Here is a 13163-nt window from a genome sequence, read left to right as displayed (position 1 = left end):
TTTACCAGTCTGCGAGTGATGCGTTGAAAATATCCTGATTGATTCGCTCAAAAATAACCTGATGGGCTTCATCCCTAACAGTTGCCAATTGAGAAGCGGCGGGATAATCGTAGAAAAAGGAAAAACGCTGTTCAAACTCGGCGCCTTCTTTGGTCTTGTTAAAGAACCGCACATTGACAGAAATACTAAGCCGGTTCTGGGCGGCGGTCTGTTGAGCCGTTGCCGACATAGGCGAAACCCGGTACTCCACGATTTCTCCTTCGTAAAGCAAGTCGCCATTAGAAGAAACCAGATCCAGACTGGTCTGATTCAGGATAAGGTCCTGTAGCGATAGAGTATATTCCCTGTCCAGTCCCGGATCAAAGGTAGAACCCGGACTTTGAGAAGCGTAATTCTGAAAGTAATTAACTGTAAACGTCTCAGCAGTTCCAACGTCTCCCCCGGTAAAATTATAAACTCCACACCCTGTCAGAGTCAGGAGTAGAATCGTTATAAAGATGTATTTTCTATTAATCACTAAAGGTCGTACTGTTTTATTTTGCGATAGAGGGTCCGTTCGGAGATACCCAATTCGGAAGCTGCCGCCTTGCGTTTACCCCGGTTCCGTTCCAGCGACTTTTTTATCAATTCAATTTCCTTTTCCTGTAAAGATAGGGTTTCTTCTTCTTCTATTTCTTCAGCAAAGTGGTACTTGTCTTCCTTGGTAACCTCTATCGGTTTTTCCACCCTGCTCTCATGAGGAGGCAGAAGTTCAACAGCATTTGCCTTCTCCTCTTCTACATCTGAGTCGGTACCGTAAATTTTTCGGATCAGGTTTTCATTCTCTTCCTGTACTTTTTCTGAATCTCCGGAATTGAGTAATTCGAGCGTCAGCTTTTTAAGATCGTTAAGATCGGCCTTCATATCAAAGAGCACCTTGTAGAGAATCTCGCGTTCATTGCTGAAATCCCCTTTTTTAGAACTGTGTTCCACTACAGCAGGTAAATTGGAATCATTTGCGTGTGGCAGATAGCCGTTCAGGGTTTCGGGGGTTACGGCTCGACTTTCCTCCAAAACGGAAATCTGTTCAGCGACATTCCTGAGCTGTCTGATATTACCAGGCCAACGGTATTTCTCAAGCAGTTGGATGGCTCCATCCTCCAATCGGATGGTGGGCATTTTGTATTTCTGGCTGAAATCGGAGGCAAATTTTCGAAACAGTAAATGGATGTCGTCCTTCCTGTCCCTGAGCGGGGGGATATGTATATCTACTGTGCTTAACCGGTAATATAGATCTTCCCTGAATTTACCTTTTTTAATGGCCTCAATCATATTCATATTGGTTGCCGCAACGATTCGAACATTCGTTTTTTGAACCTGTGATGAACCTACTTTCAGAAATTCCCCGTTTTCCAGAATTCTCAGGAGTCTTACCTGGGTAGTCAATGGAAGTTCACCTACCTCATCAAGGAAGATGGTCCCTCCGTCTGCCACCTCAAAGTAACCACTACGGGTCTGAGTGGCACCCGTAAATGATCCTTTTTCATGCCCAAAGAGCTCACTGTCAATGGTGCCTTCAGGAATTGCTCCGCAGTTTACTGCTATGTATTTGGCGTGTTTACGGTGCGACAGGGAATGGATGATTTTTGGGACGGCTTCTTTTCCCACCCCACTTTCTCCGGTTACCAGGACAGAAATATCGGTAGGCGCTACCTGAATGGCTTTTTCCAATGCCCTGTTTAATTTAGGATCATTTCCGATAATACCGAAACGTTGTTTTATAGCTTGTACACTTTCCATTATGCCGTATTTTCTGCCATTCCAACAGCCTCACCCAGGAGGGTGGCTGAGGTACAATCATTGATTTTTACATTGACAAACTGACCCACTTCGTACTGTTCTTTGGGGAATACAACGACAGTGTTGCCCGAGGTTCTTCCCATCCAGTGTGCGTCCGATTTTTTGGAAGGCCCTTCAACCAGAACTTCTTCGATCTTTCCGACATGCTGTCTGGTTCTGTAGAGACTGTGCTTTTGCTGCATTCTAATGATCTCCTGTAACCTCCTCTTTTTGACGGCTTCAGGAATATCGTCCTCCAGCTTTCGCGCCGCCAGGGTGCCAGGCCTTTCGGAATAAGCAAACATAAATCCAAAGTCGTATTTTACAAATTCCATTAAAGACAAGGTATCCTGATGATCTTCTTCAGTCTCACCCGGAAAGCCGGCAATCATATCCTGGCTAATCCCGCAATCGGGTAGAATTTTACGAATATCCGTGATCAATTTCATGTATTCCTCTCGTGTATGGAGGCGATTCATTGCTTTGAGAACCCGGTCGCTTCCGCTTTGAACCGGTAGGTGAATGTAGTTACAGATATTTTTATACTTAGCCATGGTTTTTACCACATCCAATGTCATATCCTGGGGATTGGAGGTAGAAAAGCGAATTCGCATCCCGGGTTGTGCCTCTGCAACCAGAGACAACAATCCTGCAAAATCTACCGAAGTGGCTTTCTGGATTTCTGATGCCTTGTCGAAATCTTTCTTGAGTCCGCCACCATACCAGAGATAACTGTCTACATTCTGGCCCAGTAGGGTAACTTCCTTGTAACCCTTTTCCCATAATTCATTGACTTCCTTAATTACAGACCGGGGATCCCTGCTGCGTTCCCTGCCCCTGGTAAAAGGAACAACACAGAAAGTACACATATTATCACAACCGCGTGTGATGGAAACAAAGGCGGTTACTCCATTCGAATTTAATCGTACCGGGGCAACATCCCCATAGGTTTCTTCCTTGGAAAGGATCACATTTACTGCATTCCTGCCTTCGTCTATTTCCCTGACAAGATTGGGCAGGTCCTTGTACGCATCGGGGCCCACCACCATATCAACTATCTTTTCTTCTTCCAGAAACTGGCTTTTCAGGCGTTCTGCCATACATCCGAGAACCCCTACTTTTAAATGAGGTCTGGATTTTTTTACGGCATTGAACTTTTCCAGCCTTTTCCTTACCGTTGTTTCCGCTTTTTCACGAATAGAGCAGGTATTGACAAGCACCAGGTCTGCTTCCTCCAACTCGGAAGTAGTATTAAATCCTTCATCAGCCAAAATAGAGGCCACGATCTCACTGTCAGAAAAATTCATCTGGCAACCATAGCTCTCTATGTAGAGCTTTCGCACATTTTTCTTTCTTGACTTTGTCTTCAGGGAAGATCCCTGAAGACTCTCATCGATTACTTTTTCCATATAAACTCTATAATGACAGGCGTATTAAAGGAGGGCAAAGATAAGACAATATCCTTTTTTATGACAATTTGACAGGTGAATATTTTCATAAAAAAGACGCAACTACGCGGTTGAATACGTATCTATAGTGTATCCTAATCCAATAATAAACTTTCTTATGAAAACCCTGAATTTCCTGCTTATTATTATTGCTGTTTCCAGTCTGTTTTCCTGTGAAAAGGAAGATTCGGGAAAGTATGCCGATTATCTCGTAGCCCGACCCCTGACGATTTCTTTGGAAGAATTTAAAAATGGTGTAGACGTCACAGTTCCCCAGCCCATAAATGAATCAGGTAAAATCTACGCCTACGAGAATTACATATTTATTAATGACAAATACAAAGGGGTTCACGTGATAGATAACAGTGACCCCAGTTCCCCATCCAAGGTAGCCTTCATTAAAATAGCAGGGAATGTGGATATTTCCGTAAAGAACAATTTCCTGTATGCAGATAGTCTGACGGATCTGATAGTGATCGACATTTCCGATATCAATAACATGCAAATTGTTAACCGACTGCACGATGTATTGCGGGATAACGTTATTTGGCCGCTGGAGGCAGATATTTTTGAATACGATGATTGGGGAAATCCCGATAATGTACTTATTGGCTGGGAAGTGGTCACTGAACGCAGATTGGTAGAAGAGGTGCAGCAACGCTTTGATGATGTACTGATGGCCAATGCCGCTGAAAACAGTGTAGGACAAGGAGGCTCACTGGCACGCTTTAAGATCGTTGCAGATTATTTATATGCCGTAGACAATCACAGTATAAATATCTTTGAAATCTCAGACCTGGCAAATCCCGTAGACCTGGAAGATGTATATGCCGGATTCGATATCGAAACAATTTTTAATCAGGAGAATCATTTGTTTCTGGGGAGCCGAAGGGGAATGTATATTTACGATATTTCCTCCCCGGCGCAGCCCAGCTTTGTTTCCGAATTTCAACACGGTACGGCCTGTGATCCTGTTGTCGTAGACGGGGATTTCGCCTATGTCACCTTAAGAGGCGGAAATGGATGCGGCGCTACCGAAAGTGGATTATTCGTCATCGATATAGCGGATATCTCCAATCCTGCCCTTCTTAAAACATACCCCATGGAAGAACCCTATGGCCTGGGTGTAAAGGACGATAAACTCTTTGTCTGTGATGGAAGTTTTGGGTTGAAGGTTTATGACAAAAGCAATGTGCCAGATTTAATCCCCCTGGAGCATTTTGATGGGATCACCACCTTTGATGTTATTCCGATGCAGGACCATTTGCTAATGATCGGGGATGAGGTTTTATATCAATATAACTATACTTCAACCAGCCTGGAATTGATCAGCTCCATGGCTCTGGATTAATTATCCCCGGACGGGCTTTCAACGATCAGTCGCCCGAAGATATTTTGAATCACAAAAGAAGTAAAAGAAGCAAATCAAATTTTTGCTATACTTTTGTGACTTCAAAAATCAATGAATGGCTAAGAATTTAGTAATTGTAGAATCACCTGCCAAGGCAAAGACTATCGAGAAATTTCTGGGAAAGGATTTTAAGGTAGAATCGAGTTTTGGACATATTGCAGACCTTCCATCAAAAGAACTGGGGGTTGATGTAGCCAACGATTTTAAGCCCAAATACATTGTCGATAAGGACAAAAAGTCCCTAGTAAAAAAACTTAAGGACCTGGCAAAGAAGGCCGAGACCATATGGCTTGCCAGTGATGAGGACCGGGAAGGAGAGGCCATCTCATGGCACCTTGCTGAAACTCTTGATCTCGACAAGAACAAAACCAAAAGAATAGTCTTTAATTCCATTACTAAATCGGCTATACAGAACGCGATTGACAATCCGCGGGCCATTAACTATGATTTGGTCAACGCCCAGCAGGCCAGGAGGGTCCTCGACCGATTAGTGGGCTACGAACTTTCCCCGGTTTTGTGGAAAAAGATAAAGCCAGGTCTATCTGCCGGAAGAGTGCAATCTGTTGCGGTGCGACTTATAGTGGAGCGTGAACGCGATATTGAAGCCTTTGTTCCTGTAGCCTCGTTCCGGATAAATGCTGAATTCCGAACTCAAAAAGGAGATGTTTTTAGTGCTAAACTCTCCAAGACATTTGATACCAAGAAGGAAGCAGAAGTGTTCTTGAAGGCGAATCTACAGGCAGAATTTGAAGTTGCATCCCTCGATAAGAAACCCGCAAAGAAATCACCTTCAGCACCTTTTACGACATCTACCTTACAACAAGAGGCCTCCAGGAAACTGTATTTCTCTGTGGGAAGGACCATGCAGGTGGCCCAGCGGCTTTATGAAGCCGGACTGATAACCTATATGAGGACTGATAGTGTAAACCTGTCTTCGGAGGCGATTAATGATGCCAAAAAAGCAATCGTAACAAATTACGGAGAGAAATACAGTAAGATTAGGAACTATAAAGGAAAGAGCAAAGGGGCACAAGAGGCTCATGAAGCCATCCGTCCTACGGATATGACTATGCAGAATCCGAAGGTAGAAAGAGACCAGGCCAAATTATACGAATTGATATGGATGCGGACCCTGGCTTCTCAAATGGCCGATGCACAATTGGAACGTACCAACGTTAAGATTAGTGCTAACTCGCACAAGGAACAGTTTACGGCCAATGGAGAGGTCGTCAAGTTCGATGGATTTTTAAAGGTCTACCTCGAAGGAAAGGACGAAGAGGATATTGCCGAAGAACAGGAAGGAATGCTCCCTGCGCTTCAGGTAGGAGAGTCCCTCCATAACAACTACATCACTGCCACAGAACGATTTACACGGCCACCCTATCGTTTTACAGAGGCATCTTTGGTAAAGAAGCTTGAAGAATTGGGGATTGGAAGACCTTCTACCTATGCTCCAACCATATCTACTATTCAGAACAGAGGATATATTGAGAAAGGAACAGTAGAAGGTACCGAGCGAAAATACAGTCAGTTAATTCTTGAGAACAAACAGATCAAAGAGAATCACCTTACCGAAACAGTCGGATCTGACAAGGGGAAGATGGTGCCTACTGATATAGGAATGATTGTCAACGATTTTCTGGTGGAAAATTTCGCCAACATCCTGGATTACAATTTTACGGCAAAAGTAGAAAAGGACTTCGATGAAATCGCTTCGGGAGAGGAAGACTGGCAGAAAGTAATGAAAGACTTTTACAAGGATTTCCATCCCAATGTGATTGATGTGGAGGAGAACGCAGATCGTGCAAGTGGTGAACGTGTTCTGGGGACAGATCCCAAGACCAAAAGACAGGTCTCAGTTCGCCTGGGAAGATTTGGCCCTATGGTGCAGATAGGCACAGTTGAGGAAGAAGAAAAACCGCTGTTTGCCAGTCTGCTACCAGACCAGTCAATAAACACAATTACTTATGAGGAGGCAATGGATCTCTTTAAGCTGCCTCGGAAATTAGGAGTCTATGAAGGGGAGGAAGTTGAAGCCAATGTGGGCCGATACGGTCCTTACGTGCGCTATGGTAAAAAGTTTGTCTCCCTTGAAAGTGGAGAAAGTGCGATGGATGTGGACTTAGACCGGGCTATTGAAATTATAAAGGCCAAGCAAAAAGCAGATGCGCCAATAACCACATATGAAGGGAAAGACGTAACTAAAGGGAAAGGGAGATTTGGTCCTTTTATCAAATGGGACGGCATGTTTATCAACGTAAACAAGAAATATAATTTTGATCAACTCTCTGAAGAAGATATTGCCGAGCTTATTGAGGCCAAGAAAAAGAAGGAGGCCGAGCGCGTAGTAAAGGAATGGCCCGAAGAAGGTATCAGAATAGAGAAAGCTCGCTGGGGCCGGCATAATGTTATCAAAGGTAAAACTAAGGCAGAACTGGCCAAGGAAGTAGACGTCACAAAAATGAGTCTGGAAGATGCCAAAAATCTTCTGGAAAAGAAGAAACCCAAGAAAAAAAAGTAAATAACCCCCCTTTGCTATAGTCTAATGGCATTTGATTTTTTAGTTCCGGTTGAAGATAAGGCCCTGGCACACTGCGAGCTCTTGCCGCCGCAATCCCTGGGAAAGAACATCTTTAAACACACTCAAAGGGACGGACTACCAGTCCTGGCTAATGCCTCATTTGCCATAATGGGTGTAAATGAATCGCGTAACGCCTTTGAAAAGAAACCTGAGAAACTCGCCATAGTAGAGATTCGTATTCAATTGTACAAGTTGATGATGGGCAATTGGAATCTCAATATTGTCGATCTCGGCAATGTGGAGGAGGGAGAGACAGTGGAAGACACCTATTTCGTCGTCAAGGAAATTACGGCCGGTTTGCTGGAGGAAAATGTGATACCTATAATAATAGGTGCCACTCAGGACATTACATATCCTACCTACCGGGCTTTTGACAAAATAAAAGACCTGATCAATCTCGTATCGATCGATAGTCGTTTCGACTTTGGAGCAGATGAAGAATTGATCAGCTCCAGTTCGTACATGAGTAAGATCATTACCGATAAGCCCAACAATCTGTTTAATTTTTCCAATATCGGGTACCAGAGTTATTTTAATGCACAGGAAGAAATCGACCTGATGGAACGGTTGTTCTTTGATGCTTACCGTCTTGGTGAAATCTCTTCAGATATAACCTTAGCCGAACCAGTGTTGAGGAATGCCCACCTGGTAAGTCTGGATGCCCGGGCCATAAAAGCCAGTGAGATAGGAGGTTCATCCAATTATTCGCCCAATGGTTTTGACGGTCGTGAGATCTGTGCAATCGCACGTTACGCCGGAATCAGTGAAAATGTGGCTGTGTTCGGTATTTATGAAAGTGAAAACTCGCCCCTGTCGTTCCAGCTGATGGCTCAGATTATCTGGTATTTTATGGAAGGATATAACTTCCGGATCAAGGAACGCCCTACTGGTTCAAGTAAAGATTTTACCAAGTTTATAGTCCCTACTGAAAACGAGGATCTAATTTTCTACAAAAGTCTGCTCACCCAAAGGTGGTGGGTGGAAGTTCCTTCATTTGCTTCTTCGCATACTAAATCAAATTCACCTGCGTTATTACCTTGCACTGAGCAGGACTATTTGGACGCTTGCGACCAGATTATCCCTGAGCGGTGGTTTAAGGCCTACAAGAAAGGTTTAAACTAAACGTGAATTTTTTTTAAAGGAAGGCTAGTAACGTACAATATTTTATTCAAAAAGTAGTTTTAGAGAATAATAATTGACATTACTGCTTAAAGTCTAAATCGAAATTTAACCTAAAGTATGAAGAAGCTATTGTTGTTATCTATAGCGTTTGTTTTTTTACTCTCAAGTTGCGGGTCTAAGACAAAAGGAGAACTAGTGGGCGTACAAGGAAAGAAATGGTACCCTGAAAAACCATATGGAATGGAACTCATACCAAGGGGTGCTTTCATTATGGGAAAAAGCGAGGAAGATATGGCGCAGGTTCTCAACGCCCCAACCAAAACAGTAACGGTGAGATCGTTCTATATGGATGATACCGAAATAACAAACAGTGAATATCGTCAGTTTGTTGAATGGGTCCGCGATTCTATCGTCAGGACCAAATTGGCAATTCTGGCAGATGAACTCGGAATGGGACCTGAGGATGGAGGTATCGGAGAATACTCTTTTAAGAGTGCAGATACCACCAGGATGTCGGTCTATGAAAAGTATATGCTCGACAATTATTCCGGTATGGGAGAAACGGGCTATGAAGGCTATCGTTTAAATACTGAGGAAGACCTGGTTTGGGATACCTCAGACTACCCGGATGAATATTATACGGAGATCATGGATTCCCTTTATATTCCTGAGGAAGAATCCTATAATGGTCAGCGCATAATAGATGTAACCCAATTAAAATACAAGTACACCTGGATGGATATTGAATCGGCCGCCCGGTCTAGGGATTCACGCCGTAAGGAATTCCTAAGGACTGAAGAATTGGAAATTTACCCCGATACTACGGTATGGATCCGAGATTTTGAATATTCCTACAATGAACCCATGCACAATGATTATTTCTGGCATGATGCTTATAGTGACTACCCTGTTGTTGGGGTATCCTGGACTCAGGCAAAAGCCTTTTGTCACTGGAGAACTAAATTCAAGAATGATGATCAGAAGTCGCGTGGGAAACAATTTGTGAACCAGTTCCGTTTGCCTACAGAAGCTGAATGGGAATACGCTGCCCGTGGTGGTATCGAAGGAGGTACCTATCCCTGGGGAGGTCCGTACGTCATTAGTGACACAGGCTGTTTTATGGCCAACTTTAAACCTCAGCGAGGGGATTACGCAGCAGATGCAGCCTTATATACAGTGGAGGCAAAATCATATGAGCCTAATGATTTTAACCTGTACAATATGGCAGGGAACGTTTCGGAGTGGACTAACAGTAGTTATTTCCCCGGTTCATACGAATATGCTTCTACAATGAACCCCAACGCAGATTCGGGCGATAACGCCAGAAAAGTGATCCGCGGAGGATCCTGGAAGGATGTGGCTTACTTCCTGCAGGTAAGTACAAGAGATTATGAATATCGTGATTCTGCCAGGAGTTACATCGGTTTCAGAACCGTACAGGACTATATGGGAGAAGAAGATTCAACACAATAGCAGATTACCAATAAAGATCAAACAAAAACCAAATACTTATTTATTAAACTTAATTAAATCTTAGAATTATGGCACAGTCAAAATCAACAAAAAAACTATTTAACATGGCCTATGGCCTGGGAGCTTCGGTAGTAATTATCGGTGCCCTCTTTAAAATCCTTCACTGGGAATTCGGACCGTTGACAGGTGGACTTCTACTTGCAGTAGGTCTGATTACAGAAGCCCTTATTTTCGCCATCAGTGCATTTGAGCCGGTGGATGATGAATTCGATTGGTCTCTGGTTTATCCTGAATTAGCTGGAGGAGAATCTAATGGAAAGGCCAGTTCTGACGCTAAAGAAGCAGAAGGATTACTTTCAAAGAAATTAGATCAACTTTTAAAAGAAGCTAACATTGATGCAGAATTAATGCATAGTCTTGGTGACAGTATCCGCAATTTTGAAGGTGCTGCCAAAGGAATCGCTCCTTCTGTAGACGCAATGGAAACTACTAAGAAATATTCAGATGAAATGGCCCAGGCTGCTTCACAGATGGAATCTTTAAACAGCTTGTACAAAGTACAGTTGGAAAGTGCCAGCAGACAGGCTTCAATTAACGAAGAAGTAGTTCAGAACGCAGGTGCTCTTAAAGATCAAATGGAATCATTGGCCTCTAACCTCTCATCTTTAAATGGTGTATATGGCGGTATGTTATCTGCCATGAGTAAGAACTAATTAGTCGCGAACCAATAACCCAAATCAAGTTACAAATCAAAACTAATTAGAAAAACATGGCATCAGGAAAAGCAACACCGCGTCAGAAGATGATCAACTTAATGTATTTGATCTTCATCGCAATGCTGGCGCTCAATATGAGTAAGGAAGTTCTGGCTGCATTCGGATTAATGAATGAAAAGTTTGAAGCTTCCAACGAAAAAACCACGGAAAGCAATATGGCCTTCCTCAGTGGTTTAGAAACCAAAGCATCTGAGAACAAGGAGAAATTTGGACCCTTGTACAAAGACGCTGTTAAGATCAAGGAATTGTCTCAGGAATATTTCGATTATATCGAGACCCTGAAAACGTCAATGACCAAGGAACTGGATGATCCGAAGGATTATGTAGTTATGGACAAGTCGGACTGGCTAGACCAGAAATTCTTTCAGGGTGATAACCTTGCCCCGGAAGGAAAGGAATTCCTGAAAAGGATCAACGATTATAAAACCCAGATCACTGCCCTTCTGCCCGAGAACTTTACTGAAGTTCGCGATGCTGTAGCCTCAAGGTTCCAAACCGGAGACGCTAACGGCAAGGTAGAAAGAAGAGATGGTGTAAAAGTTGATTGGATAAACTACCATTATGAAGGATATCCTTTAGTTGCATCTTTGGCGAACCTTAGTAAGCTGCAGGCCGATATTAAATCGACCGAAGAAGATGCTTTAAAAGCAATGCTTCAGGGTCAGTTAACCTCTGAGGTTTCCATGACAAACTATACCACTTTACTGGAGCAGGAGAAATCTGCTTTCTACACAGGTGAGAAGTTTGCAGGAGCTATCGTCCTTGGACGTAAGGATGCGACAACAAGACCTAATGAAGTAAATCTGAAACTCGATGGAAGAACCCTGGTTGAAGGGAAGGACTATGAGATTAAAGAAGGACAGGTAAAGCTATTGGTTAGTGCCGGCGCTGCCGGAGATCACAAGATCGAAGGAAACCTGGTCTTTATTCAGGATGGAGAGCGTACCGAAGTACCGGTTTCTTCAACATTTGCAACGATTACTATGCCTAACGCAGCCGTAATTTCAGCGGATAAGATGAACGTGGTTTACCGAGGTGTAGCCAACCCAATGACGATCTCTATTCCCGGTATTCCGGATAATAAAGTGTCTGCGAGTGCGTCAGGATTAAAAAGAGTTTCAGGAAGCAAGTTCGTAATGAACCCCGGAAAAGGACGTGAAGTGACTATCAATGCCTCTGGTGTTTTACCTGATGGTAAGAGAATCACCACTCCTGCTACCTTCAGGATCAAGGATATTCCTAGACCTGCTGGATCTGTGAGAGGGGAATCCGGAAGTGCCAAGATGCCAAGGCGAAACCTTGAAATCGCGACTATCGGAGCCTTGTTAGAAGACTTTGATTTTGACCTGAATCTTGCAGTAAGCGGATTTAAATTCAAAGTACCAGGACAACCAACAGTTGTTGTCAAGGGTAATAAGCTTGATAGCAGAGGTAAGTCTGCGCTTAAAAGAGCCAAAAGAGGTGATGCTGTTCAGATCTTTGATATCGAAGCTTACATCACAAATAACAGAACGTATAAGCTTAAGAGAGTATCTCCTGTAATTGTGGAGATCACAAACTAAGAATTGTTAGTAAAATTGAATTTTATGAATTGGAAGAATGTAATACTAGTTGGAGCCGTTTCTCTGCTACCGATTTCAATCATGGCCCAGGCAAATATTTTAAATGCCAAAAAGCCACAGGATATCGGAAAGAAAACAGCTAACCAGTTGGCGATGGATGATGATGTTCCTTTGGATTATGGTTATGTGGACGACAGAGATATTCTCTGGTCTAAGACCATATGGGAGGTGATCGACCTTGATGAGCGGGTGAATTTTCCCCTCTATTATCCTACCGATACAATTGATATCGGAGCCGACAGGAGATCGCTTTACGATGTTTTCTTAAAAAACATCAAGAACGGCAAGTTGACAGATGTTTACGTTGACTCATACTTCACTGAAAAAAGGAAGTTTGAAGATCTGAAAGCAACCCTGACAAGGATAGATACAACTGATCTCGGATACGAACAGATCAATGCAGGCGAAGAACTCTCCCCTGAATATGTTAACAGGAGAGATATAACCGCCGCAGATATTGAAGAGTATCGTATTAAAGGTATTTGGTATTTTGACAAGCGCCAGGGAGAACTGAAGTATCGACTCCTCGGGATAGCTCCCGTAGCTCCCGATGTAAACTTCGTGGATGACGAATCTATGAATCCTGCCGATAACAAGGTAGAATTGTTCTGGGTTTGGTTTCCAAGTGCCAGGAAAATCCTTCACGATGCTAAGGTGTTTAACCAACGGAATTCAGCACAGCCTATCTCATATGATATGTTGTTGAACGCCAGAAGGTTTAACGCAACCATCTACAGGGAGGACAATGTTCACGGAGATCGTACTATAGACGACTACATCGCTGATAATGCTTTGTTCCAGTTACTTGAATCTAATCGTATAAAAGAAGCGATCAGAGACCGGGAACAGGATATGTGGGCCTATTAGAATTTCCTTTAGTATTCCAATTCAATTATAAAATGGAAACGCCGC

10 protein-coding genes are annotated in these 13163 nt (G+C 43.2%); 7 read left to right on the top strand and 3 right to left on the bottom strand.

Annotated features, from left to right (window positions below):
• Position 1 precedes the first annotated feature (1 nt).
• The 3 genes from lptE to miaB are packed head-to-tail and all read right to left on the bottom strand — an operon-like array spanning position 2 to position 3227.
• A complete protein-coding gene (lptE, locus tag ACA086_RS12630; protein ID WP_371003696.1) occupies positions 2 to 517 on the bottom strand; it encodes an LPS assembly lipoprotein LptE in 516 nt (171 codons plus the stop codon).
• On the bottom strand, positions 517 to 1779 hold the full coding sequence (locus tag ACA086_RS12625; protein WP_371003695.1) for a sigma-54 interaction domain-containing protein: 1263 nt from the start codon (positions 1777 to 1779) through the stop codon (positions 517 to 519). Before ACA086_RS12625 ends, lptE begins: the two co-directional genes overlap by 1 nt.
• Entirely contained in the window at positions 1779 to 3227 is a 1449-nt protein-coding gene (miaB, locus tag ACA086_RS12620) for a tRNA (N6-isopentenyl adenosine(37)-C2)-methylthiotransferase MiaB (protein ID WP_371003694.1), read from the bottom strand. The genes ACA086_RS12625 and miaB overlap by 1 nt, the downstream gene beginning before the upstream one ends.
• A 157-nt stretch (positions 3228 to 3384) precedes the next feature.
• On the opposite strand from miaB, the gene ACA086_RS12615 reads away from it, so the two are divergent.
• The 7 genes from ACA086_RS12615 (at position 3385) to gldN (ending at position 13118) form a co-directional block, all read left to right on the top strand.
• The gene (locus ACA086_RS12615; protein ID WP_371003693.1) at positions 3385 to 4617 is read left to right on the top strand and encodes an LVIVD repeat-containing protein; all 1233 of its coding nucleotides are present in this window, start codon (positions 3385 to 3387) and stop codon (positions 4615 to 4617) included.
• Positions 4618 to 4732: 115 nt separating this feature from the next.
• Positions 4733 to 7198, top strand: coding sequence for a type I DNA topoisomerase (topA, locus tag ACA086_RS12610; RefSeq protein ID WP_371003692.1), 2466 nt, complete (start codon positions 4733 to 4735; stop codon positions 7196 to 7198).
• 24 nt (positions 7199 to 7222) lie between these two features.
• On the top strand, positions 7223 to 8380 hold the full coding sequence (locus ACA086_RS12605; protein WP_371003691.1) for a formimidoylglutamase: 1158 nt from the start codon (positions 7223 to 7225) through the stop codon (positions 8378 to 8380).
• Positions 8381 to 8497: 117 nt separating this feature from the next.
• The gene (gene gldK, locus ACA086_RS12600; RefSeq protein WP_371003690.1) at positions 8498 to 9853 is read left to right on the top strand and encodes a gliding motility lipoprotein GldK; all 1356 of its coding nucleotides are present in this window, start codon (positions 8498 to 8500) and stop codon (positions 9851 to 9853) included.
• Positions 9854 to 9921: 68 nt separating this feature from the next.
• Positions 9922 to 10566 carry a gliding motility protein GldL gene (gene gldL, locus ACA086_RS12595; RefSeq protein ID WP_369748380.1) on the top strand — a complete coding sequence of 215 codons (645 nt, stop codon included), beginning with the start codon at positions 9922 to 9924 and terminating at the stop codon, positions 10564 to 10566.
• Positions 10567 to 10622: 56 nt separating this feature from the next.
• Positions 10623 to 12191, top strand: a complete 1569-nt coding sequence (gldM, locus tag ACA086_RS12590) for a gliding motility protein GldM (RefSeq protein WP_371003688.1) — start codon at positions 10623 to 10625, stop codon at positions 12189 to 12191.
• A gap of 24 nt (positions 12192 to 12215) precedes the next feature.
• Positions 12216 to 13118, top strand: coding sequence for a gliding motility protein GldN (gldN, locus tag ACA086_RS12585; RefSeq protein ID WP_371003687.1), 903 nt, complete (start codon positions 12216 to 12218; stop codon positions 13116 to 13118).
• The last annotated feature ends 45 nt before the right edge of the window (positions 13119 to 13163 follow it).

The sequence above is a fragment of the Muriicola sp. E247 genome (assembly GCF_041358175.1).
Classification (GTDB): Bacteria; Bacteroidota; Bacteroidia; order Flavobacteriales; family Flavobacteriaceae; genus Muriicola.
The sequence above is the reverse complement of the archived record's forward strand: the minus strand, read 5'-3'. Positions and strand labels throughout refer to the sequence as shown.

Bases quoted from the DNA above. Each gene is read 5' to 3' on its own strand.
- ACA086_RS12625 (WP_371003695.1), bottom strand. From the start codon at position 1,779: ATGGAAAGTGTACAAGCTATAAAACAACGTTTCGGTATTATCGGAAAT.
- miaB (WP_371003694.1), bottom strand. From the start codon at position 3,227: ATGGAAAAAGTAATCGATGAGAGTCTTCAGGGATCTTCCCTGAAGACA.
- ACA086_RS12615 (WP_371003693.1), top strand. From the start codon at position 3,385: ATGAAAACCCTGAATTTCCTGCTTATTATTATTGCTGTTTCCAGTCTG.
- topA (WP_371003692.1), top strand. From the start codon at position 4,733: ATGGCTAAGAATTTAGTAATTGTAGAATCACCTGCCAAGGCAAAGACT.
- ACA086_RS12605 (WP_371003691.1), top strand. From the start codon at position 7,223: ATGGCATTTGATTTTTTAGTTCCGGTTGAAGATAAGGCCCTGGCACAC.
- gldK (WP_371003690.1), top strand. From the start codon at position 8,498: ATGAAGAAGCTATTGTTGTTATCTATAGCGTTTGTTTTTTTACTCTCA.
- gldL (WP_369748380.1), top strand. From the start codon at position 9,922: ATGGCACAGTCAAAATCAACAAAAAAACTATTTAACATGGCCTATGGC.
- gldM (WP_371003688.1), top strand. From the start codon at position 10,623: ATGGCATCAGGAAAAGCAACACCGCGTCAGAAGATGATCAACTTAATG.
- gldN (WP_371003687.1), top strand. From the start codon at position 12,216: ATGAATTGGAAGAATGTAATACTAGTTGGAGCCGTTTCTCTGCTACCG.